At 66.1% G+C, this 25,187-nt stretch carries 22 protein-coding genes, 2 tRNA genes and 1 rRNA gene; 17 read left to right on the forward strand and 8 right to left on the reverse strand.

Translation table 11 applies throughout. The features are described from left to right. Nucleotides 1-40: 40 nt before the first annotated feature. Nucleotides 41-113: transfer RNA gene (locus H4Q84_RS21820), tRNA-Asn, on the forward strand. A 46-nt stretch (nt 114-159) separates the two neighbouring features. Here H4Q84_RS21820 and H4Q84_RS21825 read toward each other — a convergent pair. After that, nucleotides 160-1,068, reverse strand: a complete 909-nt coding sequence (locus tag H4Q84_RS21825; protein WP_248581163.1) for an alkaline phosphatase family protein — start codon at nt 1,066-1,068, stop codon at nt 160-162. A gap of 319 nt (nt 1,069-1,387) precedes the next feature. Here H4Q84_RS21825 and H4Q84_RS21830 point away from each other — a divergent pair, with 319 nt between their 5' ends. Beyond that, nucleotides 1,388-1,852 (forward strand): HNH endonuclease, encoded by a 465-nt coding sequence (locus H4Q84_RS21830; RefSeq protein WP_248581164.1) that lies wholly within the window; start codon nt 1,388-1,390, stop codon nt 1,850-1,852. 16 nt (nt 1,853-1,868) lie between these two features. On the opposite strand, the gene H4Q84_RS21835 is transcribed toward H4Q84_RS21830, so the two are convergent. After that, a complete protein-coding gene (locus tag H4Q84_RS21835) occupies nt 1,869-2,693 on the reverse strand; it encodes an alpha/beta hydrolase (RefSeq protein WP_248581165.1) in 825 nt (274 codons plus the stop codon). 120 nt (nt 2,694-2,813) lie between these two features. On the opposite strand from H4Q84_RS21835, the gene H4Q84_RS21840 reads away from it, so the two are divergent. Next, on the forward strand, nt 2,814-3,104 hold the full coding sequence (locus H4Q84_RS21840) for a hypothetical protein (RefSeq protein ID WP_248581166.1): 291 nt from the start codon (nt 2,814-2,816) through the stop codon (nt 3,102-3,104). Between the two features lie 8 nt (nt 3,105-3,112). On the opposite strand, the gene H4Q84_RS21845 is transcribed toward H4Q84_RS21840, so the two are convergent. Next, complete coding sequence (locus tag H4Q84_RS21845) at nt 3,113-3,847, reverse strand: PIG-L deacetylase family protein (RefSeq protein ID WP_248581167.1); 735 nt, start codon at nt 3,845-3,847, stop codon at nt 3,113-3,115. A 26-nt stretch (nt 3,848-3,873) separates the two neighbouring features. Here H4Q84_RS21845 and H4Q84_RS21850 point away from each other — a divergent pair, with 26 nt between their 5' ends. Genes H4Q84_RS21850 through H4Q84_RS21865 form a run of 4 tightly spaced genes read left to right on the forward strand, consistent with a single transcriptional unit; the run spans nt 3,874 to nt 7,614 of the window. Further along, a complete protein-coding gene (locus H4Q84_RS21850; protein WP_248581168.1) occupies nt 3,874-4,881 on the forward strand; it encodes a GNAT family N-acetyltransferase in 1,008 nt (335 codons plus the stop codon). Nucleotides 4,882-4,931: 50 nt separating this feature from the next. Further along, nucleotides 4,932-5,945, forward strand: a complete 1,014-nt coding sequence (locus H4Q84_RS21855) for a hypothetical protein (protein WP_248581169.1) — start codon at nt 4,932-4,934, stop codon at nt 5,943-5,945. Further along, the gene (locus tag H4Q84_RS21860; protein WP_248581170.1) at nt 5,942-6,622 is read left to right on the forward strand and encodes a hypothetical protein; all 681 of its coding nucleotides are present in this window, start codon (nt 5,942-5,944) and stop codon (nt 6,620-6,622) included. The genes H4Q84_RS21855 and H4Q84_RS21860 overlap by 4 nt, the downstream gene beginning before the upstream one ends. Next, nucleotides 6,613-7,614, forward strand: coding sequence for a hypothetical protein (locus H4Q84_RS21865; protein ID WP_248581171.1), 1,002 nt, complete (start codon nt 6,613-6,615; stop codon nt 7,612-7,614). The genes H4Q84_RS21860 and H4Q84_RS21865 overlap by 10 nt, the downstream gene beginning before the upstream one ends. Before the next feature lie 214 nt (nt 7,615-7,828). Here H4Q84_RS21865 and H4Q84_RS21870 read toward each other — a convergent pair whose 3' ends face one another. Further along, nucleotides 7,829-8,302, reverse strand: coding sequence for an isoprenylcysteine carboxylmethyltransferase family protein (locus tag H4Q84_RS21870; protein WP_248581172.1), 474 nt, complete (start codon nt 8,300-8,302; stop codon nt 7,829-7,831). Nucleotides 8,303-8,817: 515 nt separating this feature from the next. Here H4Q84_RS21870 and H4Q84_RS21875 point away from each other — a divergent pair. The 4 genes from H4Q84_RS21875 to H4Q84_RS21890 all read left to right on the forward strand — a co-directional run bounded on the left by H4Q84_RS21875 (nt 8,818) and on the right by H4Q84_RS21890 (nt 12,900). After that, on the forward strand, nt 8,818-9,630 hold the full coding sequence (locus H4Q84_RS21875; RefSeq protein ID WP_248581173.1) for a hypothetical protein: 813 nt from the start codon (nt 8,818-8,820) through the stop codon (nt 9,628-9,630). A gap of 722 nt (nt 9,631-10,352) precedes the next feature. Further along, nucleotides 10,353-10,886 (forward strand): hypothetical protein, encoded by a 534-nt coding sequence (locus H4Q84_RS21880; RefSeq protein ID WP_248581174.1) that lies wholly within the window; start codon nt 10,353-10,355, stop codon nt 10,884-10,886. Nucleotides 10,887-10,987: 101 nt separating this feature from the next. Next, the gene (locus H4Q84_RS21885) at nt 10,988-11,752 is read left to right on the forward strand and encodes a hypothetical protein (protein WP_248581175.1); all 765 of its coding nucleotides are present in this window, start codon (nt 10,988-10,990) and stop codon (nt 11,750-11,752) included. Nucleotides 11,753-11,802: 50 nt separating this feature from the next. Then, on the forward strand, nt 11,803-12,900 hold the full coding sequence (locus tag H4Q84_RS21890; protein WP_248579407.1) for an IS630 family transposase: 1,098 nt from the start codon (nt 11,803-11,805) through the stop codon (nt 12,898-12,900). A 258-nt stretch (nt 12,901-13,158) separates the two neighbouring features. Here the strand turns inward: H4Q84_RS21890 and H4Q84_RS21895 are convergent, their stop codons facing one another. Beyond that, entirely contained in the window at nt 13,159-13,623 is a 465-nt protein-coding gene (locus H4Q84_RS21895; RefSeq protein WP_248581176.1) for a hypothetical protein, read from the reverse strand. Between the two features lie 118 nt (nt 13,624-13,741). Between H4Q84_RS21895 and H4Q84_RS21900 the strand changes: the two genes are divergently transcribed. Further along, nucleotides 13,742-14,953 (forward strand): site-specific integrase, encoded by a 1,212-nt coding sequence (locus H4Q84_RS21900; protein WP_248581177.1) that lies wholly within the window; start codon nt 13,742-13,744, stop codon nt 14,951-14,953. A 76-nt stretch (nt 14,954-15,029) separates the two neighbouring features. On the opposite strand, the gene H4Q84_RS21905 is transcribed toward H4Q84_RS21900, so the two are convergent. Continuing rightward, a tRNA-Ile gene (locus tag H4Q84_RS21905) sits at nt 15,030-15,103 on the reverse strand. A gap of 59 nt (nt 15,104-15,162) precedes the next feature. Between H4Q84_RS21905 and H4Q84_RS21910 the strand changes: the two genes are divergently transcribed. The 3 genes from H4Q84_RS21910 (at nt 15,163) to H4Q84_RS21920 (ending at nt 16,940) form a co-directional block, all read left to right on the forward strand. Then, the gene (locus H4Q84_RS21910) at nt 15,163-15,441 is read left to right on the forward strand and encodes a hypothetical protein (protein ID WP_248581178.1); all 279 of its coding nucleotides are present in this window, start codon (nt 15,163-15,165) and stop codon (nt 15,439-15,441) included. Between the two features lie 455 nt (nt 15,442-15,896). After that, nucleotides 15,897-16,460 (forward strand): sigma-70 family RNA polymerase sigma factor, encoded by a 564-nt coding sequence (locus H4Q84_RS21915; RefSeq protein WP_248581179.1) that lies wholly within the window; start codon nt 15,897-15,899, stop codon nt 16,458-16,460. 105 nt (nt 16,461-16,565) lie between these two features. Beyond that, nucleotides 16,566-16,940: a hypothetical protein gene (locus tag H4Q84_RS21920; protein ID WP_248581180.1), complete on the forward strand. Its 375-nt coding sequence runs from the start codon at nt 16,566-16,568 to the stop codon at nt 16,938-16,940. A gap of 6 nt (nt 16,941-16,946) precedes the next feature. Here the strand turns inward: H4Q84_RS21920 and H4Q84_RS21925 are convergent, their stop codons facing one another. Beyond that, nucleotides 16,947-19,727 carry a response regulator gene (locus H4Q84_RS21925; protein WP_248581181.1) on the reverse strand — a complete coding sequence of 927 codons (2,781 nt, stop codon included), beginning with the start codon at nt 19,725-19,727 and terminating at the stop codon, nt 16,947-16,949. A gap of 87 nt (nt 19,728-19,814) precedes the next feature. Then, the gene (locus tag H4Q84_RS21930) at nt 19,815-21,218 is read right to left on the reverse strand and encodes a serine/threonine-protein kinase (RefSeq protein WP_248581182.1); all 1,404 of its coding nucleotides are present in this window, start codon (nt 21,216-21,218) and stop codon (nt 19,815-19,817) included. Nucleotides 21,219-21,312: 94 nt separating this feature from the next. Here H4Q84_RS21930 and tyrS point away from each other — a divergent pair, with 94 nt between their 5' ends. Both tyrS and H4Q84_RS21940 read left to right on the forward strand, forming a co-directional pair. Continuing rightward, on the forward strand, nt 21,313-22,581 hold the full coding sequence (gene tyrS, locus H4Q84_RS21935) for a tyrosine--tRNA ligase (RefSeq protein WP_248581183.1): 1,269 nt from the start codon (nt 21,313-21,315) through the stop codon (nt 22,579-22,581). 533 nt (nt 22,582-23,114) lie between these two features. Then, a 16S ribosomal RNA gene (locus H4Q84_RS21940) occupies nt 23,115-24,652 on the forward strand. Nucleotides 24,653-25,187: the final 535 nt, after the last annotated feature.

The following is a 25,187-nucleotide window of genomic DNA, read 5'->3' on the forward strand; positions in this document are numbered from 1 at the left end:
CCTTGCTACTCTTCTCACCGCCGCTCGCGAGAGCGGCCGGTCCCCTGTAGCTCAACTGGCAGAGCATTCGGCTGTTAACCGGAGGGTTGTTGGTTCGAGTCCAACCGGGGGAGCGAGTCAGGGCCTCTGGCCTGCGGAAACGCGGGTCAGGGGCTCCTTTCATCTGGTCCGGAGTCGGGGCACCGGGAGCCCGAATGCCTTGGCCAGGTCGGGCGCCGTCGATGCCCGCCGCAGGGCCGGAACCCGCAGCACCTGGTCGTAGAAGCGGGTGAGGCTGTAGTGCGTGAGCGGTGTCCGCACGACATGGCCCTGCTGGCTCGGGTGCAGCACGGTCGTGAGCACGAGGTTGCCCTGGGACCGGTCGTCCTCGTCGGCGGTGATCACGACGGCGAGGTGGCCGGAGGCGAAGTCTGGACCGGCGAGCACGGCGCCGACCATGTCCCGCAGCCAGACGTCGGCCCCGGCGAGGTCGCAGTCATGCGCGTCATGGCACAGGTCGGGCACCACCATCCCGGCGGCTGGCAGGCTGCCCGACTCCGCGTCCGCGGAGAGAGCGCCCAGCGGGACGTCGTACGCATTGCAGAGTGCTCGTTCTTCTGCGAAGTACGCCCACGGGTTGTGCTTGACCGCGTAGCGGGTGCCGCCGGGCTGCAGGGCGCAACTGCCGGGCATCCCCTCCGCGTACACCTTGGCTGTCTTGCCAGCAGCGATGGCCTGGCCGAAGACCGACCGGCCGTGGATGACGTGGCCTCCAGGGGAGTCGTCGTCGGTCACGCCGAACGTGCTGCCTCCTGCGATCGCGAGGTAGTTGGGCAACGACGGGTGCGTGACGGCGCGGTACCTCGTGGCGAAGGAGTACCTCTTGCCGAGACCAGCCAGGTGGGGCATCTGGCTGCGCATCTCGTCCCGTGAGTGGTTCTCGACGACGAACACCAGCACCTTGGTCACCCGCGGCAGACGTCCGGCGGCTTGGTGCTCGGCGCGGTGGGCGGCTGCTCCTGTGGGTTGCTGGCACGCCGTCATCGCGAGCACGGCCACGACAGCGGCCAGGCAGCTACGCAGTCTCACAAGCACTCCTCCAGGGCCGGTGGCGTCGGCTCGTCGTACTGGCCCGGGTCCATCCTGAACCCATCTCGCCGACGACGAAGGTTTCCGGCCGATCCAGTCAGGTAACTGGCAGGTCCCGATCAGGTGCTGCTGGGGCACCCAGGACGCGGCAGGCCGACGTAAATCGCTAGGGGAGACCGGACGACGCGCCTACCGTGGATGACGAGACCGGACCCGCTGTTCAGCGCTCGTTCGTCGTCGAGAGTCTTCCGGACTGCCGATCCGCGACGCAGACTGTAGGCAGACCCGTCGGCGACGATGTCCCGGAAGGAGGAACGCCATGTCTCACTACCGAGCCGTGTCGCTCCTCAACGCCACCTACGAGCCGCTGGGCCACGTCGACTTCCCCAAGGCCGTGCGGATGCTCTTCCGCCAGGTCGCCGTCGTCGAGGAGGGCGACGAGACCCGTCGCATCGGCCCGCACCCGTGGCCGACGGTGCTCCGCCTCGTGCGGTACGTCGTCCAGTCGTGGCTCTACCGCCCGGCGGCGTGGCACCGGGGCGGTGTCTTCCTGCGCGACGGGCACAAGTGCGCCTACTGCGGCGCGAAGGCGACCACTGTCGACCACATTGTCCCGCGCTCACGTGGCGGCGAATGGTCATGGGTGAACTGCGTCGCGGCGTGCAGCCCGTGCAACGGCCGCAAGGGCAACCGGACCCCCCAGGAGGCCCGGATGCCACTACGTTTCGCGACGCCACGGGTGCCGCTCGTCGGCGAGATCGTCCGCGCCCGACGAGCGGCCTGAGAGGGGACTCGCCGCCTCAGTGCGCCAGGAAGTCCAGCAGCGCCTTGTTGAACTCGTCGGCGTGGCTGACGTTGATCCCGTGCGGTCCGTCGGCGACCTTCACGAGCTCGCTGTTGGACACCGCCGCGGCCGAGCGCTCGCCCGACACCTCGAACGGCACGATCGCGTCGGAGTCGCCGTGGATCACGAGCAGTGGCACGGTGACCTTGGCCAGGTCGCCGGTGAAGTCGGTGACCCACGACCGGATGCATTCGGCGGCCGCGTCCAGGTCGGCCTGGGCGGCGAGAGCCACCGCCTCACGGCGCTGCTCCTCGGTCACCCTGAGGTCTCCGCCGGCGCTGAAGAAGTTGGTCAGGAAGCCATCGAGGAACCCGTCGCGGTCGGCGCGCAGCTGCTCCTGCATGCCGGCCACGTCATCGAGCGTGAGGGCGCCGTCGGGGTGGTCGTCGTCCTTGAGCAGGCAGGGCGGCACCGCGGACGCGAGTACGACGCTGTGCACCCGGCTCTCGCCGTACGTCCCGACATAGCGGGCGACCTCGCCGCCACCCATCGAGAAGCCGACCAGGCTGGCGTCCTGCAGGTCGAGCTCTGTCATCAGCGCGTCGAGGTCGGTGGTGAGGGTGTCGTAGTCGTAGGAGGAGTCGGTGCCCGGCTTGCCGGACTGGCCGAAGCCGCGTCGGTCGTAGGTGATCACCCGGTGACCGGCCGCGGTCAGTGCCGGGACCTGCTCGGACCAGGAGGCGCCGCTCAGCGGCCAGCCGTGGATGAGGACGACCGGGCGGCCGTCGCCGCCGGTGTCCTCGTAGTGGATGTCGACCGAACCGGAGTTGATGCTGGGCATGCTCGTCCTTCCGTCGGGGCGGCGGACCTGAAGACCCGCCGCACTGCGTCGAGCAAAGCACGCGGTGGATGAAAACCAAACCACCCTTTTCGATATCGAACACATGTTCTAATCTGTCTCATGGTGCGTGGAGGGTACGGATCGGGGAGCGGGGTGCCGCTGCGCGATCGGGTCCGCGGGAGTACGCCGCCGCAGCCCGCGGCTCCCGCAGTCGACCAACATCCCGCCCGGCACTGCTGGATCTCGGCCCCCGTCGACGGCACGAAGTCACGACCGGGGCTGCTCATCGAGTGGCGTCGCGTCGACAACGGTCGCTGGGAGGGCCGGGTCGCCTACGTCGCCGAGCTGCGGCCAGGGCGCTGGGCGCTGGTCGAGGAGTGGGTGCCGGCCGAGCTGCTGAGCTCGGAGTGATGAGCCGGCTACTCGCCCCAGCCCATCGGGTAGACCTCGAAGGTCGTCGCGAACGCCACGCCCATCCGCTGACCCGCCTGCCGGCCGAAGCCCTCGAGGAACTCGCGCGGGTCCCAGTTCTCCCAGCCGAGTCCCTCGATGTACGCCGCGTGCGCACGCAGTGACTCCACGCCGGCGTCGAAGGTGGCGGTGGTGTCGACACCGTGCGTGGCCCCCGGCGACCCGGACGCCCACACCTCACGCACGCCGCCCCACGGCTCGAGGCCATCGGTCAGCTGGTCGTTGAAGATCCAGCGGTTGCCCGCGTCGCGGACCGCGTCGATCACTGCCTTGCCGACGGCGATGTGGTCGGCCTGGTTGAAGTTGCGCCCGCCCCAGGTCTCCTGGAAGTTGCCGGTGATCACGATCTCCGGCCGATGGCGACGCACGACCTCGGCGATCGCGCGCCTCAGCGGGACGCCGTACTCGAGGATGCCGTCGGGGAGGCCGAGGAAGTCCACGGTGTCGACGCCGACGATGCGTGCCGACTCGACCTGTTCGGCCTCGCGGACGGTGCGGGCCTCATCGGGGGCCATGCCGTCGATGCCGGCCTCGCCGCTGGTCACCATGCAGTAGACGACGTCCTTGCCCTGCCGGGTCCAGCGGGCGATGGCGGCGGCTGCGCCGAACTCGAGATCGTCGGGGTGAGCGACGACGCAGAGCGCCCGCTCCCAGTCCTCGCTGAGGGATTCCAGTGGCTCCATGCCACCGAGCATGGCACGGTTGTGCGGTGATCGGCATCGTCGAAGTTGACCCATCGGACGAGGCAGCGCTGCGTGCCTACTGGGAGACCGAGCAGACCGCGATCCGGGCCGACCGCCCGCACGCACTGCTCCGGACCTGGGACATGCTTCTGAAGGACGCCCAGTCGCCCGGCCGCTACTACCGCCGCCGTCTGCTGGCCGCGCGTGACGGCGACGTCACCGTCGCGACGGCCGAGATCGGCGGTTTCGTCGAGGACAACACCCACCTCGCCGACCTCGAGATCAACGTGCTGCCCGACCGACGTCGTGAGGGCATCGGCCGCGCGGTGTACGACGACGCGATGCGCCGCTGCGCAGAGCAAGGTCGCACCACGGTCTGTGGGGAGCTCCACGTCCCGATGGGCACCGAACCTGTGGCCGCTGCGCCGTACGCCTTCGCCACGGCCATGGGTCTGGCCGAGGTGCACGCCGAGGACCACTTGGTGTTGCCGCTGCCGGTCGACGACGGCCATGTCGCGGTGCTTCGCACGGCCGCGGAGGCCAAGGCGGCCGAGTACGAGATCATCACGTGGGGCGACGTCTGCCCAGACGACTACATCGAGGCGTTCTGCGCGTTGCGCACCCGGATGGACAGCGACGTACCGATCGGCGAGGTCGACTACCAGCCGGTCGTCTACACCGTCGAGCGGCTGCGCACGTCGGAGGAGCGGGTCGCCAAGCTGTACGGCTCGGTCGTCTCGGCGGCTCGCCGTCGCCGCGACGGCGTCTTCGCCGGCTACTCGCAGGTCTACGTCCCGCACGGCGAGCCCGACGTGCTCCAGGACGACACCCTCGTGATGCCTGACCACCGCGGCCGCCGCCTCGGCACCCTGCTCAAGCTCGCGACGCTCGGCGTACTCACCGAGGAGTACCCCGCCTCGACCTCGATCCACACCTGGACCGACCCCGACAACCACGCCATGCAGCGCACCAATCGCGACTTCGGCTTCCGTGCCGTCGAGCGGATGTACGAGATGCAGGTCAAGCGCAGTTGAGGGAAGGTCGCTGACGTTTGACTGCCCGCCAACGTGGCACCATCCCGGGCATGACGCAACGGGTGGGCCTTGTGGTGGCGGCGTTGGTGCTGTTTGCCACGGGCTGCGGAGACGAGGGTGACGTGAGCGGCACCGACAAGTCAGCCGCGTGGCGGACGAGTACCGATCCGGTGACCACGAGCGGCCTTGCCTGGGCGGCCGGCTCGACCGTGCACCTGTCCGATGGCACGCAGATCGACACAGGCGGCTTCGTCCGCTCGTTCGTGGTCGCCGGCGACGGGGTCTTCTTCGTCCCGGCCGACAGCGAAGAGGACGCGGGATTGGCCGATTTTCCCGTCGAGGAGTTGAAGTTCGGCTTGCCGGGAGAGTCGCCGACTGGGACGGGCCTGACGCTGTCGGGCTGGCTGCTGGCTGGGTCTCCGGACGGGCGCTATCTCGCGGCCATCGACACGACCTCGGGCGAGAAGGACGATTTCGGTACGCCGCAGGCGACCGTGCTTGCCTTCGATCTGCAGACCGGCGAGCGGGTCATCGACTCCACGTTGGGCATGGGCGACCCGGACGAGGACGACTTCGCCGATGGGTACAGCGAAGTGGAGCTGCAGATCCTGTCCATGACCAACGAGAGCGTCTCCGTCGGGGCGTTTGGCAACTTCGTCTTCGACCTGACAACGGGGGAAGGTAGGGAGCTCGAGGAGGGCGAAGGAGGGCCTACGGTCGACGACGAGCTGACCAGCCCAAGCGGGGAGTGGCGAATCGAGAATCCCGAGGAGGGATCAGACCGGATCGTGGGCGCCGACGGCCGCAAGGTCGCGTTGGACCCCGGCACGCCGCGTTGGTTGGTCTCGTGGTGGGCCGACGACGAGACGGCCGTCGGTGCCGTCATCTCCGGACCAGGCGCGGGCAACCGGGTCGAGCCGGGAGACACCGCGGCGTTGATGACGTGCGTTGTGCCCTCCGGTGAGTGTCAGGTCTTCGAGGATTCCGCCGGACAGAAGGTCGTGTTTCCGGACGCGTTCAACGGTCCCGATGCGATCACTCTCCCCCGGGGCGGTGCCGCGTGACCGATCCGGAGATCGAATACCAGCGACTCGTCTCGGGTGACGCGGCCGCCCTCCGGTCAGCCGCCGAAACCCTCGAGTCGCCGATGAAGCAGCTCGACAGCGCCCGGACCGAGATCGCCGATGCCTGCATCACCCCCGTGTGGATCGGCTCGGCCGCCAACGCATTCCAGGATCGCGCGCTCGGCCTGCGTCAGGGCGTCGCTTTGACCCGGGCCGTGATCGGCCGCGCTCGCGGGGCGCTGGAGACCAGCGCATCGGCGTACGACCTCGCAGTCGACAACGCCGACTACTACATCGGGTTCTGGCGCAACCGCCCGACGCTCCCGCCGGTCATCGAGGAGCTCTTCGCCCGGGTGGTCAATGCCCGTCTGTTGTCGGTCGGAGTTGCCTACAACGGGCAGCTGGCTGGCGTGTCGGCCGTGCTGACCGGAGAGGACGTCGATCTCGACGAGCTGGACGAGGACACCCGGAGTGGGTGGAGAAGGGGTTGGCGAAGAACGAGGACTGGCTGGATGGCAACGACAGCGGCCTCGGGCCGATCATCCCCAACACCGCGGCAACCGGCGATGATCGCGGGCTGGTCCCGCAAGGCCTGGGCTATGTCCCCGGCAATGGACGCCACCCGGGGACGCTGCTGCAGGGATACGACTCCGAGAACGGGCCGTTCATGGCGCTGATCGATGAGGCGACCGGGCGAGAGATCGGGGACGTCAAGCTCGGGAGCGACTACCTGGATTCACGCGGGATACCCGAGACGACCGGCCAGCCCACGCATGCGGGTGGGGTTACGGTCGACGGAGACAACGTCTACGTCACCGACAAGGGAACGATGTACACCTACTCGCTCAGGGCTCTGCGTGGGGCCGGGCCCGGCGAGACCGTGCCGCAGTCGGCGCCGGCTCAGAAGGGGCTTGACGGAGGTTCCTACTCGGCCATGAAGGACGGCAAGCTCTACCTGGGTGACCACGGTGCGAGCACGATGCATATCTACGAAAAGAACTCCTCGGGCGGCTGGGACAAGATCGACACCGTCAAGACCCCGGACGAGTGTCAGGGCGTCCTCGTGCGCGACGGCGAATACGTCTTCAGCTCTTCATACGGCCGCGACAATGACAGCTCACTGATCGTCCAGAACAGGTACGACGAGACCGACGGCAGCGACTCCTACACGCTGCCCAACATGTCGCAGGGCGTAGTGGAGGTCGACGGCGAACTCGTCGTGACCTACGAGTCCGGCGCGGAGGAGTACGACCACATGGAGGGCAACTTCGGCTGGCTCTGGGGGGTCGATGACGAGGACAGCCTCTGGGCCAACCCCTACATGACGCGCACGCCACTGTCCGAACTCGGCCTCACCGAGGACTTCGAGGTGGAGCCCGCCACGCTCGAGAAGGCCGCGCACAATCTCGACTCGCCTGCTTCGACCTTGGCGTCGGCCGCATCGATTCTCGACAGCGTGCTCGTGCAGGCGCATCTGTTCGGTGAGGTGCCGAAGGCCGCTGGCGTCAGCAAGGCCGTCAACCAGCTCGTCGAGTTCTCGTCCGGCAGCGTGCGGACGGGGGCGAAGGCGGTCGGCCTGGCCGGTGACAACCTCGTGGCAGTCGCCAGCGACTACCTCACCACGGACGGTCACGTCGGCTCGGGCTTCAGGAGCGGAACACCTCACTGAGCTGGCTGGGGCCGGGTGGGGCTCGAACCCACCATCCAGAGGTCATGAGTCCTTGGCTACTCAGGGCGCGGCGGGTCTGCTCACCCGGAGCCAGCGCGCCAGGACCACGCAAGTCCCTGGCCCAAGGCAGGCCACGGAGCTCCGACCTGGGCACCCGGGGTCGATCGAGACGACTCACGAGCGTCAGCATGCCGCCTGACACGTCGAAGACCGGTCAAAGCGACGGACTCGCGAAGTGGAGAGACCGGCGGTCAAGCCAGCGTGGTGATGCTGCGCGATAGGACTCGTACTCGTCTCCGAACCTGTCCAGGAGGGCGGATTCCTCTGCCTCCACCTGGAGCCGGTCGATGACCACCACGAAGCCAGCGACGGGGACCAAGGCACGCCAGGAGCCTCGAGACAGTGCGTGCGCGACGAGCAGTCCGGCCAAGCCGACGTACATGGGATTACGACTTATCGAGTTGGCGCCAGCGGTGACGAGGAACGTCGCCCGATCGGGGTGGAACGGCTCGAGGGTCGTCCCACGATGACGGAACTGCCCGGCGGCCGAGCCGGCCATCGCCACGGACACCGCGGCGACGGTCGCCGCCACCGCGGCGCGACCGGGGTTCGGCGGGGACGCACGCGTCAGCGCCCGCTGAGCCACGGCGGCGGCGAGCGCCAGCAGGGGAGGAGGAACACGCACCATGTCCACCACCCTGCTCCCGAAGCGCGAGACTGTCGAGTAGAGGTGTCGGGTCTGCCCTTGCAGGCACCAGCCGTCAGGCAGTCGTTTCGCCTACCTTTGCACGCTGCTGACGACGCGCCCCGCGTCACCAGAGGCGCGGACCGGACACCCAGGGACCGGGCTGGGTGATTGTTGAACGAGTCGTGCAGTGGTGAGCTGTTCGATGAATTTCAGGCCGAGATCCGCACACGGACAGACACAAGCATCCGGTGGTGTCCCTCCCCGTCCATCGGCGTCCAAGGAGGTCCGGCCATGTCCTGCCGAGCCAGGACCTCGATGTCGAGTGGGGCGGGTGGGGCTCGAACCCACGACCCAAGGAGTCCTGCGTACCCTGATAACGCAGGGCCACTTAGGCTCATCGCTGAGCGCAAATCGGGTTCGGTCCACCGGACCTTCATCACTCGGGATCACCGTCATTCCCCACATTCGTGGGGAGTTTGTCGGGAATAAGTCGCCACCGTCGTAACGTGCCAGTCATGACGGATCATGCACAGGACGACCTCGACGCACTCGACGCCAACGTGCGCGGCCACGTCGAGCGAGTCTGGCCTGAGGTCGTCGCGTGGAACGAGCGCCTAACCAGCAACTTCCTGCCGCAGCCGGGGAGCGACCTTGCTGCGGATGATCTGCAGGTGCCGGACATGTGGGTTTCTCACGTGGCTTGGCTCGGTCTCGCGACCGGTTCGCAGCACCTAATGAGCAGCATCCGATGTCTGACTGCCTTCGGACCCGTCGTCATGTCGCTGCAGTCCATGCTTCGCACCGCAATCTGGGGCGGAGCCCAAGCGGTGTGGCTACTGGCTCCGGACGAGAGCGACGAACGCATCAGGCGAGCCCTCCGAGTGCACTTCTACTCGAAGGACAACTACCGCAAGTGGCTCAACACCTTCGACGAGGCGAACCCGTCAACCTGGGACCCCTCCGGGCTACAGCGCGCAAAGACTTCTGTGTCAGAGCACTTGAAGGCCATCGGCAAGCAAGCCAAGGTCGATCAGACGAGAGTGGTGAAGGACGTAGCCGCGCTGGTGTACGCCGGACAGCCAGACGCAGTCGTTGACTGCGAGCGTGGTTGGCGCTCGCTGGGTGCGATCGCTCACGCGCTGCCCTGGGAACTCCAAACACGTGCCACAAGCGAGACCATTGCCAGTGAGGCCGGTCACGCAACGTCTCGGGTCACCGCTCGATGGGCCGAACTCGGCAGCGACCTCGGCTTCGCACATGAGTTCTTGCAGCGAGGCTGGGCGCTCCTAGACGAGCGCAGCGACGCTCACCAGTCAGGCGACGCCTGAGAACAAGTGGCTCACCGTTTCTAGTCTCACTGTCATTGCAGGAATTGATCCTGCCAAGATAAGGAACGCGCGGATGCTAGCGTTTCCCTCATCACCGGATAACACCAGTGATAGCGGCGGGACGATCCGGCATACGGAAACCTGGAACGCTCACGAGGTAAAGTTCGGGAACGCGCAAGCACTATAGTTCTGTATCACTAAGGAAGTCTTTGACTCCCTTCGCGTCGATAGGTAGTTCGGCGAGGTCTCTAGCGGGCAAAGCAGAGGCAACCAATCCATGCAGGACGGACCCAAATGGTCCAGTCGATTGACGACCCTGCCCGATCCACAAGGAGTTACTTCTATGAACACTACCCCACGAGTTCCAATGTTGAACGCTGCTCAAGTCGCAGCGTACCTCCACACCACGCCGGGAAAGTTGGCTAACGACCGATCCGCAAATATCGGACTCCCTTTCGTGCGCATTGGTTCCTCGATTCGCTACCGTCTCGAGGACATTGATAATTACCTCAATCGGAACACCGTCCAACCACTAAGCGCGTGAGCATGACTCGGAAGTCTGACGACCTGGGCACCCTCACAGAAGACATGGCGGCGAGCATCCTGCAACAGGTTGCTCGTCTTCCGACGCTCGATTCCGTCGAGCGCGGGCACGTCCTACACGCCGTTCTCGACCGTTGCGAGGAGACCGGGGGGCGGGTGCCCCCCGCATGAGTCGGAACGTGAGCCTTGACGTCATCTGGGCAATCCGCGACTGTCGCACGCTCAATGCGCAGGAGAAGGCGCTCCTGTTCGCCATTGAGTCACGAGGCGTCCACTACGGAACCTGGGAGACCGTCGCCGCTGACGCCGGGATGAAGAAGGATGGCTACTACAGGTGGCGCGGCGAACTTGAAGCCAAGGGCGTCCTGTCCGTCACCGAGCGCCCTGGCAAGACGACAGTGCACCAAGTCAATGCCGCCTGGTTCGACAATGAGACCCTTGCGGGAATCCAGAATGAGGTTTCCGGGAAACCCGGAAACACCCTTCCGGAAATCCAGAATGACCCTTCCGGGATATCCGTAATGAAAGGTATCTATGAAGGGGACCACGTAAGTGGTCCCTTGAAGGCAACCACTCTTCCATTGCGGAACGAGAGACTTGTTCGCGCCGGCGATATTCCGTGGGACGAACCCGAATGGACTGAGCAGGACTGCGCTCCCTTGAACGCCTGGGATCGTGTCGCGTTGGAGCGCGCTGGCGCGCACTCTACTTAGATCGAACACGCCAACTTCTCCGGCGAAATGGCACCCCTCCGGGGTGCCCTCCTATCCCTCAATCCTCCGGTGGGAGTGAGGCACTGTGCAGCGCGCACCGCTTGCGCCGTTCCGGCGCGCCGGTCTGCGCTGCCCAGGAAATCCAACTATTGAAAGGAGCCATTACCTTGGCTACTGCAACGAAGAAGACGGCGCCGCACCTTGCGGCGCTCGCAAAGGCCGACGACCTCGACCAGCAGGAACAGGTAGCCCGAGCGAACAGGGACAAGGCACGGGCACACCTTGCCGACCTGCAGAACCGCAACCACTCCGGCGACCACACAGTGACCGGGCCCGACCTCACAAAAGCACGCGGCGAAGTTGAAGCCGCCGAGGGCCCTGCCGCACACGCTGCCCGGATGCTGGCCGAGGCACGCAACGATGCCGCCGCACTCCTGGCCCACCACACGGCAACGCAGGTCCGGGGCAACATCAAGTCGCACGACCGCGCCAAGGCGCAGCAGGAGGCTACTGCGGCCATCGTCAGCACCCTTGCCGGACTTGATCAGGCATTGACACGGCGACACGCTGACAGCGACACAGCGGGGCAGACGCTCGCTGACGCTGGCATCCCTCCCGGCCAGTGGATCAACGGGATTCGCTACCTCCCGGTCGGGTCGCTCGGTGGGACCGGCACCGTCGTGCCGGGACGGTTCAATGTGGAAGTTGAAACTGACGACGGGGGAACCGTCTGGTTGTCGAGCACGGGAAGCGCGCGGGACACAAGGCGTGAGCGCGACGTCATGATTCGGGATGTGCTGAGCGATGCCTTGCGCCCTGGAGGTCGCAAGTTGGTGGCCCGAGCATTCACCCGAGTGGCGGGCTAGTGGTTCGTGTCGTAACTGTCTAGATGGTTGTGGTCTGAAATCATGGGGGTATGGCGAATCGTCCTGCTCCGGCCCTTGTTCTGCGTGCTGGCGATCGCGAAGAGCTCGAACGTTGGACCCGGGCATCGACAGTGACGGCGTCTGCTGCGAAGCGTGCCCGGATCGTGTTGCTCGCGGACGACGGGGTGGCCAACACCCGGATCGCGGAGCTGGTCGACGCGACGGTGACCACGGTGTTGTTGTGGCGGCAGCGGTACCAGGCCAAGGGGTTGGTTGGTCTGGCTGATCAGCCGCGGTCTGGTCGTCCGCGGACGCTGGACCATCGTGCGATCGTGGCCGAGACCTTGAAGCCGCCGCCGAAGAAGCTGGGTGTCACGCACTGGTCCTCGCGACTGCTTGCCGAGCGTCTGAAGATCAGCAACACCTCGGTCGCCCGCGCGTGGCGGGCCTACGGGGTCAAGCCGTGGAAGGCCGAATCGTTCCGGTTCTCCACCGACCCCGAGCTGGCCGGGAAGGTCACCGACATCTGCGGTCTCTACCTCGCGCCACCACAGAACGCGATCGTGCTGTGCGTGGATGAGAAGTCCCAGATCCAGGCGCTGGACCGCACCGTCCCGATCCTGCCCATGCAGGAGGGGCGGATCGAGCGCCGATCCCACGACTACTACCGACACGGTACCTCGACCCTTTTCGCCGCCCTCGACATCGCCACCGGGCAAGTCACCGCCGCCCTCAAGCAACGGCACCGACATCAGGAGTTCCTGGCGTTCCTCAAGCAGATCGAACGGGCCTACCGACACGTCCTCGACAGCGACGGCGAGCCCGTCGAGCTGCACCTGGTGATGGACAACTACGCCGCACACAAACACACGAACGTCCGCGCGTGGCTCGAGAAGAACCCGCGGTTCAAGGTCCACTTCACCCCGACCCACGCCTCCTGGATGAACCTGGTCGAGGTCTGGTTCGGCATCGTCGAGCGACAAGCCATCCGCCGCGGAGTGTTCAAGTCCGTCAAAGACCTCAACACCAAGATCCGCACCTTCATCGACGGCTGGAACGACCGCTCCCACCCCTTCGTGTGGACAAAGACCGCCGAGGAAATCCTCAAGAAGGCCAACCGTCCAACAACTTCAAATCCGCGCCACTAGCCAGGGGGAATCAGAGGCGCTGCGGGCCGTTCTGCCACGTTCTCGTGACACTGGTGGGGGTCGGGGTCACCCGACCCTCATTGGTGCTTCTAGTACTCGTTCATGCGCGAACGGCCCGACAACTCGAGCCAAGGCTTGTTCTGGTGGGCGAACGAGAAATCGAGCAATTTCGACCCTGTGAGGGTGGCAAATTGGCAGCAGCAGTCCACTACCGATCCGGGCCGACAGTCGGACGGGGTCATACCCCCCGCCGTCCTGCTAGCGCGCTTCGTCCATGTCCTCTGTTGCTTTGCACCAGTCGTGGAGCGCGACGTTGAGTCGGTCCATCTCGGACGCAAGGTCCAGGGCTTGCTCCCAAGTACCGAGCAGGGTGCGTCCGGCCACACCCTTCTTGTGCCGGGAAATCCAAAGATTCGGTGCGCTCGAAACGTTGATCGCGCCGTGGATCACGCTATTGCGAAACTCAAGCAACTTGGGGAAGTCGTGCGCCTCGAAAGTCTCCCTCAGGCCCGTAGCCCGAGGACGGTCGAAGCGACGCGTCATCTGTTTCTCGAGCCCGCCCCAACCTTCGGCGTGGAGCGTGTCGTCAACGCCGTAGGGCACGCCATCGACTACGGCAATCGTCCTCTTGAGCCTTGATTCCAGATTGCCCGCACAGACCACGACGTGCCCAACGACCGTGTACAGAATCGTCAAGTCTTGATGCGACACCTCGGCTTCCATGACCGGAGCCTAGGCACTCACCGCGCCAGTCGTTGCCTAGCAAGTCGAACCGATTTGAACTATTCCCCACTTACGTCTACCGTCTAAAACCCACCCGGCAATGAGAGGAGTCCTCCCAATGGCTCGCCCCGTCAACCCGCCCTACACGTTGGGCAAGATCACCACCACGACCCACCCGACCCTGACGGGTCAGGTGCAGGCACGCGGCTACTTCAACGACGCCAACGGCAAGCGCCGTGAAGTCACGGCGAGCGGCAAGACCGAGCCCGCTGCAAAGCGAGCCCTCACATACAAGGTGGAGGACGCCCGTAAGGAGCACCGTGGAGGCGACGAGACCCTCCGGCAGGACACAAGGGTCAGCGTTGCGGCTGACGTGTGGCTCGACTGGAAACGTCGTCAGAAGACCAAGGGCAAGCCGCTGTCCCTACAGACGATCTACGACTACGAGGGATACGTACGCCGCTGCATCACGGGCAGCGTCCTCGCTGACCTGCCCCTGACCAAGGCCAATGACGTGGGCAAGATCGAGGCGTGGCTAACGGACATTGCTGACACCCGTGGCGAGACCGCTGCCAAGCAAGCGCGCAAGGTACTCGGGGGCATCCTGTCCCTTGCTGAGCGACGCGGGGCCATCCCTGCCAGCGTCATGCATCGCGTACACATGCCGGGATCGAAGGTCGGGAGCGCGGGCGACCGCAAGTGCACCGCCGAGGAGTGTGACTACGAATGCGGCAAGCGCCACCTAGACACCCGCCGCGCGTTCACTGCCGAGGAAGTGTCAGCCGTCATGGAGGCTGCCGAGGAGAGCGCGGCTGACATTGCCGACGTTGCGGCGTTCCTGTTCGGGACCGGAGCCCGAATCGCAGAAGCGTTGCACTGTGTGTTCTGGGATGACGTGGACCTCGACGCGGGAACCGTGCGGGTGCGGGGCACGAAGACCGCGCGTGCTGACCGGGTGCTCACCATCGCCGACGACCTCTGCGAGCGGCTTCGCCAGCGTGCCGCTCTCCACGGGACTCAGGGGCTCGTGTTCGGCGTGACTCGCTTCGCCAGCAAGGCCGGACAGCCGCGAGACCGCAACAACGTGTGCAAGTCGCTGCGCAAGGTCTTCGCAAAGGCGGGTGTGCCTTGGGCGGGCACGCACACGTTTCGTCGCACAGTAGCGACGTGGCTCGACGCAAACGGGGCAGCCCTCGCTGAGATTGCTAACCAACTCGGGCACGCGGACACCAACGTCACGGCCAACTACTTGGGCCGGACCGGGACACCGACGCGAGCCGCATCGGTCATGGTGCTGCCGACCGCTCGCCCGTTGCTCCAAGCGGTGTAAGTAGGGAGTAACTAGGGAACAGCCCCCGCCTACGGGCGGGGGCGTTCCTATTTACGCAGGTCAGCGCACTACGCTGTGGGGCGGGTGGGGCTCGAACCCACGACCCAAGGATTATGAGTCCTCTGCTCTAACCGGCTGAGCTACCGCCCCCGAGCCGGTCGACGGACAGGTGCAGGTCTTCCGGGTAGACGCGACCATATCGGTCCACCGTGATCACCCGGGAGCCCGGCTGGCGAGAGCTCACCAGCTGGCAGACGCTGCTCCATGGCGCGTCATCGGTGGCCCTTGCCCTGACCCCTGGTCTTGTTGTTGACCAGACCACGTCCTTCGCCTCGGCGTTCGCCCTGACCGATGGTGTTGCCACGGGCCTTTCCGTGGCCCTTGCCAAGCGCCTTGCCAAGCGCCTTGCTGTTGGCCTTGCCATTCGCCTTGGCACCATCAGCGCGCTTTCCGTGGTCCTCGCCCGGTCCGGTGCTGTCGGGCCTTGACGGTGACGAAGCAACCGGCGCCGTCGGAGAAGGTCGCGAGGACTCGACGGGCCGAGGTTTGGTCGGGGTCGGCTCGGACGACCACGGGGCCTCGACGAGTCCGACACCGTAGGCAACACCGAGGCCACCACCCACGGTCAGGACACACACGGCTGCGGCCAACGCGGCCAGCCGGGGGCGTCTGGTCCGCGGCCGGGCGTGCGGCACGGCCACCGACGCCGCCACCGATGCGAGGCGGTCGACGAACACGTCGTCCACAGCCGGCTCGCTGGTGTCGGCGCGCAGCGATCGCGCGACGTCCTTGCGCGACCGGAAGACTCTCACGTCCTAAACATGTCACGAGCGACCCCAATGGTTACGCTCGCCCGACTGACAAGCCGTTCGAGGGTTCCCGGGTTGCGCGTCCGATGATGACCCTGGCGCCCAGGCCGTTCGAGACGATAAGAGGTGCAACGGTGGCGGGAAAGCCCCCCGATGCCCTCGTGTCGGCCGCGCGTACCGGGGACCAGGCTGCCTGGCGGACGTTGTACGGCGCGCACGACCGCCGACTGACGGTGTGGCTCCGTTCTCTTCCCCACGGCGACGCTTCGGACTCCCCTGAAGACCTCGCGGCCGAGGCATGGCTGTTGGCGGCAGCAAAGCTGGGCGAGTTCCGGGGCTCTGACGACGACTTCGCCGGCTGGCTGTTCACCCTCGCGCGCAACCTTGCCGCGAACAGCCACCGGAAGGCGGTACGCCGCCGCACCGACCCCCTGCCCGTGGATGAGTCCGCGGATGCGGCCTGGGGGTTTGCCCGAGATGACGTCGCCCACGTTGACGCGCAGGACACCACCCGCGAGCTGCTCTCCCACCTCAGCAGGCGGGAGGCGGAAGTCGTCGCCTGCATCGACGTCGTCGGGCTCGATGTCGCCTCCACGGCGCGAGCGCTCGGGATGAAGCCCACAGCTGTACGAGTCGCGCGGCACCGTGCCCTCGGCCGACTTCGGAGAATCCTGTCCCGACCCGACAGCGCACCCTGAACCGGCTCGCTCGGCCCTCCCGCTCCCGGATGTAACGCGTTCCGGTGCCCGCGACATGACCCTGATGAACCCACCATGAGTCAGACACACGCCAAGGAGCACTCCATGCGCACATCCACCCGTATCGCCGGTTCAGTTGCCGGACTCGCCCTCGCCCTCGGCTCGTTCAGTGCCGCCTCGGCAGCCTCTGACGAGCCGGCACCCTGCGAGCAGCAGCAGACGCACGTCGACAAGGCTGTGGTTGCGCTCGCGAAGGTCACGGCCGTCTTCCAGCGTCAGCAGGACAAGGTCAAGACCGCCAAGGACGAGGTCAAGGACGCCGCCACGGCCGCCAAGCGCGCCGACGCCAAGGAGCACGTGTCCGAGGTCAAGGCGAAGCTCGACCACACCGCCAAGGCCAAGAAGGCACAGCAGCAGCGTCTGGCCAAGGCGCAGGAGCGTCTCGCCACCTGCCTGGCCGAGCAGCCGCCCGCTGCCTGAGCGTCGTTAGCGGGTGCCGTCGGAGCGGGAGTGCGTGGCCTGGTAGTCCAGCAGCTGCGCACGACCGCGCGCCACTTCGTGCACGGCCGCGTCGAGCAGGGGAGCCGTGCCGTCGACGGTGCCGGAGTCCGCGAGCAGCTCGATGGCGCAGACGGCGTCCCGTGCTGCGATAAGTCCCAGGTTGCCGGCGCTGCCGCCGAGCCGGTGCGCACTGAACCGAAGCGCGTCGGCATCGGCGCTCAGTACGGCGTCGCGGATCGCGGCCAGCCCTGACTCGGCCCCGGTGATGAAGCTGCCGATGGCGCGGTCGAGGTACGTCGTGTTGCCCGGGTCCATGTCGCGCAGCATGTCGAGGCGGCCGAGGTCGACGCCGTCCACGACCCGCGAGGCTGGTTCGTCGACATCGGAGTACGACGACACCGCTCCGTCGAGCCAGCTCGCCAAGGTCCGAGCCAGCGCCTCCGGGTCCACCGGCTTGGTCAGGAAATCGTCCATGCCGGCCTCGAGACACCGCTCGCGCTCACCGGGCACGGCGGCCGCCGTCATCGCGATCACCGGCACGCGCGGCCCGTCGTCGAACCGGCTGCGCACCTCGCGGGTTGCCGCCAGGCCGTCCATGCGCGGCATCTGCACGTCCATCAGGATCAGGTCGTGGCGGAGCGGGTCGTAGAGCTTGAGAGCGGCGAGCCCATCGTCCGCCGTCTCGGCGGCGTAGCCGAGCGCCTCAAGCAGCCCCACGGCCACCATCTGGTTGACAGGATTGTCCTCGACGACGAGCACGCGTCGGCGTTCACCCTCGGGCAGGTCACTCACCGACGACAGTGCCTCCGACCGGGTAGCACCGAGCACAGGCCCACCCCTCGGCACCGCGAGTGATGCGGTGAACCAGATGTGGCTACCCACTCCGCGCTGGCTCTCGAACCCGATCTCGCCGCCGAACGCCGTCACGATCTCGCGCGAGATCGCCAGGCCCAGGCCCGTGCCGCCGAAGACCCGCGTGGTCGACGTGTCGGCCTGTTGGAACGGCGCGAACAGCACCTCGGGGTCCGCGTCGGTGCCGACCCCGGTGTCGCGTACGTCGACGCGCAGCGTCCAGCCGTCGTCGTACTTCGTCGCGCTCACGCGTACGACGACCGCGCCCTCGCGTGTGAACTTCACGGCGTTCGATACCAGGTTCGACAAGACCTGCGATAGGCGCGTCGGGTCGCCGCTGACGACCTCGGGCACGTCGTCGCCGCACGATACGTCGACGACCAGCCCCTTCGACCTGCCGGCCGAGAGGATCGGTGTGATCGCACTGGCGACCACCGACCGCACGTCGAAGTCGATCGCCTCGAGCTCGAGGTGTCCGGCTTCGATCTTGGAGTAGTCGAGGGTCTCGTTGATCAGGCTCAGCAGGGCGCGGCCGGACAGCTCGACCCCGGACACCAGCCGCCGCTGCTCGGAACCGAGCTCGGAACGCATCAGAAGCGCGTTGAGGCCGAGCACACCGTTGAGAGGCGTGCGGATCTCGTGGCTGATCATGGCCAGGAAGTCCGACTTCTGGCGCGAAGCCTCCTCGGCGGCGTCCCGGGCCGCAGCCAGGACGCGGGCCGTCGCCTCACGCTCGGCCACCCGTCCGATCTGTACGGCGGCCTGCTCGGCCATGTGCTCGATCAGTGCCCGGCGGATGATCGGCGGCCTGGAGGTGATGACGTAGACCGTGCGCACCTCGCCCCCGTGGAGCACCGGGCAGGCGAGCGTCAGTCCCCGCTCGTCCCAGATCGACGTCTTCGCCCCGACGCACCGTGCCGCGAGACGCAGCTCCAGAGCCAGCGCTGTGGGGTCGAGGAGGTCGGCTGCCTGATCCGAGTCATCGACATAGAGCGGCGTCACGTCCCCGGCTTCGCAGACAAAGCCCCGGGCGCGCACCCAGTCGTCGTGCATCAGGATCAGGTTGCGTCCCTGGCGGAGCACCTCGGCCATGGTGCTCGCTTCGTTCGCGGCGCTGGCCAAGCCCTCCATGAGGGTGTTCTGCGCGATCCGGTCCTTGAGGGCCAGCTCGGCCTCGACCGTCTCCGTCACGTCCTGCAGGGTGCCGGCCAGCGCCACGACGTGTCCGTCGTCGTCTAGCGTGCACTCTGCCTGCAACCGGACCCAGATCGTGCCGTTGATCCCGCGTGCGCGGGCGACGAACCCGGCGTCTTTCCCGGTGGCCACTGCGGACGCGATGGTCGCTTCGAGATCGGGCCGGTCCTTCTCGTCCACGAGTGAGATCAAGTCTTGGTAACGCTGACCGAACGGGCCCAGGTCGAGCATGAGGAACAACCCGTCGGAGCCGGTGATCACGTCCCGGGCGATGTCCCAGCTGAAGCTGCCGATGCGTGCGATCCGCTGGGCCTCGGCCAGGCGCTCCTCACTGGCGGAGAGCTCGTCGACGATGCGCCGGCGATCGGTGTAGTCGGTCATGCGGTGCAGGACACCGGTGAGCTCGCCGTCGTCGTCGTACAACGGGGTCTCGCTGACCAGCACCCACAGCCGACTGCCGTCATCCCTGACGAACTGGACCTCGACGTCGGTCTCGTTGAAGTGTCCGTCGCACATGACGCGCAGGTGGTCGGCGAACTGTCGTTGTCCGTCAGCGTCGAGGAAGTCGAATGCCGTGCGTTCCAGGACCGTCTCGACCGGGAGGCCCATCAGTTCCGCACACGCGCGGTTGACGTACAGCAGCCGCGCATCGAGGTCGACGACCCAGATGCCGTCGCTGGATGTCTCGACGATCTCGCGGTACAGATGTGCCAGTTCCACGACGTGCTGTCCCCTCCCGACCAGTCGGCCACCACGATAACAATTGGGCACGCGGTGACACATGGGCTTCGACGAAGGTGGGCCCGCTCAGCTCTCGCCGTCGATGAGGAACGAGTCGCCCGACTTCACCAGCGTGAGCAGCACCGATTCCGGGCTGGTCGTCGACCCGGACTTCGTCTCGTAGGTGACGTCGTAGCTCACGGTCATGGCGTCCGGGTCGGCGTCGACATTGGTCACCGACGCACGCTCGATGGTGCCCCAGAACTTCTGGTACTGCCCGAAGCCCTTGCTCGCCACCTGGAACTGCGGCGTCAACCGCGGCCAGGCCGCCTTCGGGTCGGAGGTGGCAGTCTGCACGTAGTCCTCTACGAACGCCTCCATGGCCGCCGGATCCACCTGCGCAGGCGGCGACTCCGACTCCGCGGGCTCGGTCGGCGCGGACGAGGACTCCTCGGCTGCCGGGGGAGTGTTGTCCGTGTCCGTGCCGCCCATCTGGCTCGCGGCGAACGCGATCGCCCCGATCAGCAGGAGCCCCAGCAACGCCACCAGCCACGGCGTGTATGACCGCCGCTGAACCGGCGCCGCAGCCACGGGCGCCACAGGTGTTGGCGCCAACACCTCCGTGTGCGACTCCGGTACGGCGACCGGCCGGGCCGCCGTCGCCGTCGCCGTCGCCGTCGCAGTCGGCTCGGGCACCGGGACCGTCTCCCCGCGCTCGGCCAGGAAGTCGCGCACCTGCGCCATCGACCAGCGATGCACCGGGTCGGTCGCCATAGTGTTCTCGAGCAGCGGCGCCAGCCAGCCCGCGTCGTCGAGCCGCGGCGGCGCCTCGTTGACGATGCGGTACATCGCGCCCAGCACGTTCTCGCCCACGTCGTACGGCGGCCGACCGGCGAGAGCGTGGAACAGCGTCGCGCCCAGCGACCACACGTCGGCAGCGGCAGTCGCCGTCTGCCCCGAGGCAACCTCGGGGGAGAGGTAGGCGGGGGAGCCGGTCACGAGCCCGGTCTGCGTCAACGACGCGTCGGCCTCGGCGCGGGCGATCCCGAAGTCGGTGAGCTTGGCCTGGCCGTCGCCGGTGAGCAGGATGTTCGACGGCTTCACGTCACGGTGCACGATGCCGGCGGTGTGTGCGGCGGCGAGCGCGTCGGCGGTCTGCCACAGGATCTGCGCCGCCCGGTCGGGGCTCATCGGTCCGTCGGCGCGGATGACCTGCGCGAGGCTCGAGCCCTCGACGTACTCCATCACCAGCCACTGCACGTCCTGCTCCTCGACCAGGTCGTAGATCGACACCACGTGCGGGTGGTTGAGTCGCGCTGCCAGTCGCCCCTCGCGCTCGGCGCGTTCGAGGTCGGGCGTCTGCGCACCGGGCATCAGCCCGACGCGCTTGAGAGCGACGTCGCGGTGCAACACCTCGTCGCGGCCGAGATAGACCGCGCCCATCCCGCCACGTCCGATCTCGCGGTCGACGGAGTACCTGCCTGCAATCACGTTCGCCACCCTAAGAGGCGCCGCGCGTCCCGGCACCATCTGACAGGGTGGTGCCGTCCGGCACGCCGTGCCGGCCACACCGAGAGGATCCACCGTGTCGAGCCCGAACATCCTGGACGACTTCGAATGGCGCGGGCTCATCGCGCATTCGACCGACCTCGACGCGCTGCGTGCTGCGCTGGGCGAGACCAACGTCCGGTTCTATGTCGGTTTCGACCCGACGGCGCCGAGCCTCCACATGGGCAACCTGCTCCAGATCGTCACGGCCAGACGGTTGCAGGACGCCGGCCACACGCCGTACCTGCTCGTGGGCGGCGCCACCGGCATGATCGGTGACCCGAAAGACTCCGGCGAGCGCGTCCTCAACTCCCTCGACACGGTCAAGGGATGGGTCGAGAAGGTGCATGACCAGATCGCGCCGTTCCTCTCGTTCGAGGGCCGCAACGCCGCCACCATGGTCAACAACTACGACTGGACCGCGTCGATGTCGGTCATCGACTTCCTGCGGGACGTCGGGAAGCACTTCCCGGTCAATCGGATGCTGGGTCGCGACACCGTCAAGCGTCGTCTCGAGTCGGGCATCAGCTACACCGAGTTCTCCTACGTCCTGCTGCAGTCGATGGACTACCTCACCCTTCACCGCGACCACGGCATCACGCTCCAGTTCGGTGGGTCCGACCAGTGGGGCAACATCACCGGGGGAGCGGAGCTGATCCGGCGCGCGACGGGTGAGCACGTGCACGCGTTCGCGACGCCGCTCGTGACGCGCGCCGACGGCACCAAGTACGGCAAGACCGAGGCGGGCGCGCTCTGGCTCGACGCGGAGATGATGGCGCCGTACGCCTTCCACCAGTTCTGGCTCAACGTCGAGGACGAGAAGGTGGTCGAGATGCTTAGGCTCTTCACGTTCCTCTCCCACGACGAGATCGACGACCTGGCGGCGCAGACCGCCGAGAAGCCGTTCCTGCGGAAGGCCCAGAAGCGGCTGGCCGACGAGGTCACGACCTTCGTCCACGGCGCGGCCGAGACCACAGCGGCCAAGGACGCCGCCGGAGCCCTGTTCGGCGGCGGCGAGCTGCACTCCCTCAGTACGACGACGCTCGGTGCCGCCCTGCGCGAGGCGGGCTCGGCCGCGGTCGACCGTGCTGGGGGACTCCCGTCGATCGTCGACCTGCTTGTCACGACCGGGCTGGCCGCCAGCAAGGGAGAAGCGCGACGCACAATCGGTGAGGGCGGCGCCTACCTCAACAACGTGCGCGTCGAGGATCCTGACACGGTACCCAGCGAGGACGACCTGATCGGCGGCACTTGGCTCGTGCTGCGGCGCGGCAAGAAGAAGCTTGCCGGGGTCGAGGTCCGCTGAGTTCGCTCGCGAGTCGGTGTCCGACGCGCGCGGGACGATGCCCGATCGGCCTCTGACCTGCGCAAACGCACATGTGGTCGCCGTCACGTTCGTTGGATTTGCACGTGTCCGAGCCTTCACCTAATGTTCTCCGAGTCGCCAGGGAGCGGCGGGGAGCAAGATCGAGAGATCGGGTTCCCGGCCCCGGGTAGACCAACCCACCACCACACCTCAACCGAGGTCGATGAGTGTGCGCTTCGGCGGCCTCGTCAAAACTCGGGGCCAATGTGGTGCGCCAGCTTGCTGGCAGGGAAGGCCGGAATGCCCGCCGATTTGCATCGGCGCAATACCAGCCGCTAAGTTTTAACCAGCAGCACCGCAGCTTGACCCTCACAAGGGCGATGGCACGGATAGCGTCTGATTCTTGAGAACTCAACAGTGTGTCATAGTCGACGAATTAGTTTGTTATGCCCTTCGGTTTTTTTGTTGGGTTTTGTTTTTTTCGGCAATGATTCTGGCGATAATGCTGGGGTTTGTTTGTCGGGAGCAAGTTTTCTACGGAGAGTTTGATCCTGGCTCAGGACGAACGCTGGCGGCGTGCTTAACACATGCAAGTCGAGCGGTAAGGCCCTTTCGGGGGTACACGAGCGGCGAACGGGTGAGTAACACGTGAGTAATCTGCCCTTCACTCAGGGATAACTTCCGGAAACGGTGGCTAATACCTGATATGACCGGTCCATGCATGTGGGTTGGTGGAAAGTTCTGGCGGTGAAGGATGTGCTCGCGGCCTATCAGCTTGATGGTGGGGTAATGGCCTACCATGGCTTCGACGGGTAGCCGGCCTGAGAGGGTGACCGGCCACACTGGGACTGAGACACGGCCCAGACTCCTACGGGAGGCAGCAGTGGGGAATATTGGACAATGGGCGAAAGCCTGATCCAGCAACGCCGCGTGAGGGATGACGGCCTTCGGGTTGTAAACCTCTTTCAGTATCGACGAAGCTGCATCTTTTTGGGTGTGGTGACGGTAGGTACAGAAGAAGCACCGGCCAACTACGTGCCAGCAGCCGCGGTAATACGTAGGGTGCGAGCGTTGTCCGGAATTATTGGGCGTAAAGGGCTCGTAGGCGGTTTGTCGCGTCGGGAGTGAAAACACTGGGCTTAACTCAGTGCTTGCTTCCGATACGGGCAGACTAGAGGTATGCAGGGGAGAACGGAATTCCTGGTGTAGCGGTGAAATGCGCAGATATCAGGAGGAACACCGGTGGCGAAGGCGGTTCTCTGGGCATTACCTGACGCTGAGGAGCGAAAGTGTGGGGAGCGAACAGGATTAGATACCCTGGTAGTCCACACCGTAAACGTTGGGCGCTAGGTGTGGGGCCTATTCCATGGGTTCCGTGCCGCAGCTAACGCATTAAGCGCCCCGCCTGGGGAGTACGGCCGCAAGGCTAAAACTCAAAGGAATTGACGGGGGCCCGCACAAGCGGCGGAGCATGCGGATTAATTCGATGCAACGCGAAGAACCTTACCTGGGTTTGACATACACCGGAAAGCTGCAGAGATGTGGCCCCTTTTGTCGGTGTACAGGTGGTGCATGGCTGTCGTCAGCTCGTGTCGTGAGATGTTGGGTTAAGTCCCGCAACGAGCGCAACCCTCGTTCTATGTTGCCAGCATGCCCTTCGGGGTGATGGGGACTCATAGGAGACTGCCGGGGTCAACTCGGAGGAAGGTGGGGATGACGTCAAGTCATCATGCCCCTTATGTCCAGGGCTTCACGCATGCTACAATGGCCGGTACAAAGGGCTGCGATGCTGTAAGGCGGAGCGAATCCCAAAAAGCCGGTCTCAGTTCGGATTGGGGTCTGCAACTCGACCCCATGAAGTCGGAGTCGCTAGTAATCGCAGATCAGCAACGCTGCGGTGAATACGTTCCCGGGCCTTGTACACACCGCCCGTCACGTCACGAAAGTCGGCAACACCCGAAGCCAGTGGCCCAACCCGTAAGGGAGGGAGCTGTCGAAGGTGGGGCTGGCGATTGGGACGAAGTCGTAACAAGGTAGCCGTACCGGAAGGTGCGGCTGGATCACCTCCTTTCTAAGGAGCACACGCCCCGACCCTCACCGTTCGTGTGGGGGCGCATGGTGGTGTTCACTAGTGGAATCGTCGATGAATCGCTTGGTCCCTTGGTGGGGTCGAGGTCCTCAGTACTATCCCCTCGTGGGTGTCTCTTCGGAGGCGCGGACGGGGTGGGTGTGGAACCTGGGTCTTGGTCTGGTTGGGGGGCGTGGGTGGTGGCACACTGTTGGGTCCTGAAGAATCAGGCATCCCCAGCCCGGTGACGGGTTCTCGGTGAAACGGGTTCTCGGTGACGGGTGGGGTGTGTGGTTTTTCGGTGTGAATGGTCCTCCTTTGTCCTGTGTTCGCCGGTTGGTGGGTGTGGGGGGTTGGTGGGGTTGTTGTTTGAGATCTGGATAGTGGACGCGAGCATCTGTCGTCACCGGTTTGATTGGCTGGTGGCGGCTGTAAGTATGTGTATCCCCTGCTCGACTCTTCATGTGGCTGGCCTGTTGTTTGGGTTGGTGGGTGTGGGGTGGTGTGGGGGTGCTGGTCTTTTGTAGTTGAGTTGTTT

Origin of the sequence: Nocardioides sp. InS609-2, from assembly GCF_023208195.1 — a bacterium.
In the GTDB taxonomy this organism is placed as follows: Bacteria; Actinomycetota; Actinomycetes; order Propionibacteriales; family Nocardioidaceae; genus Nocardioides.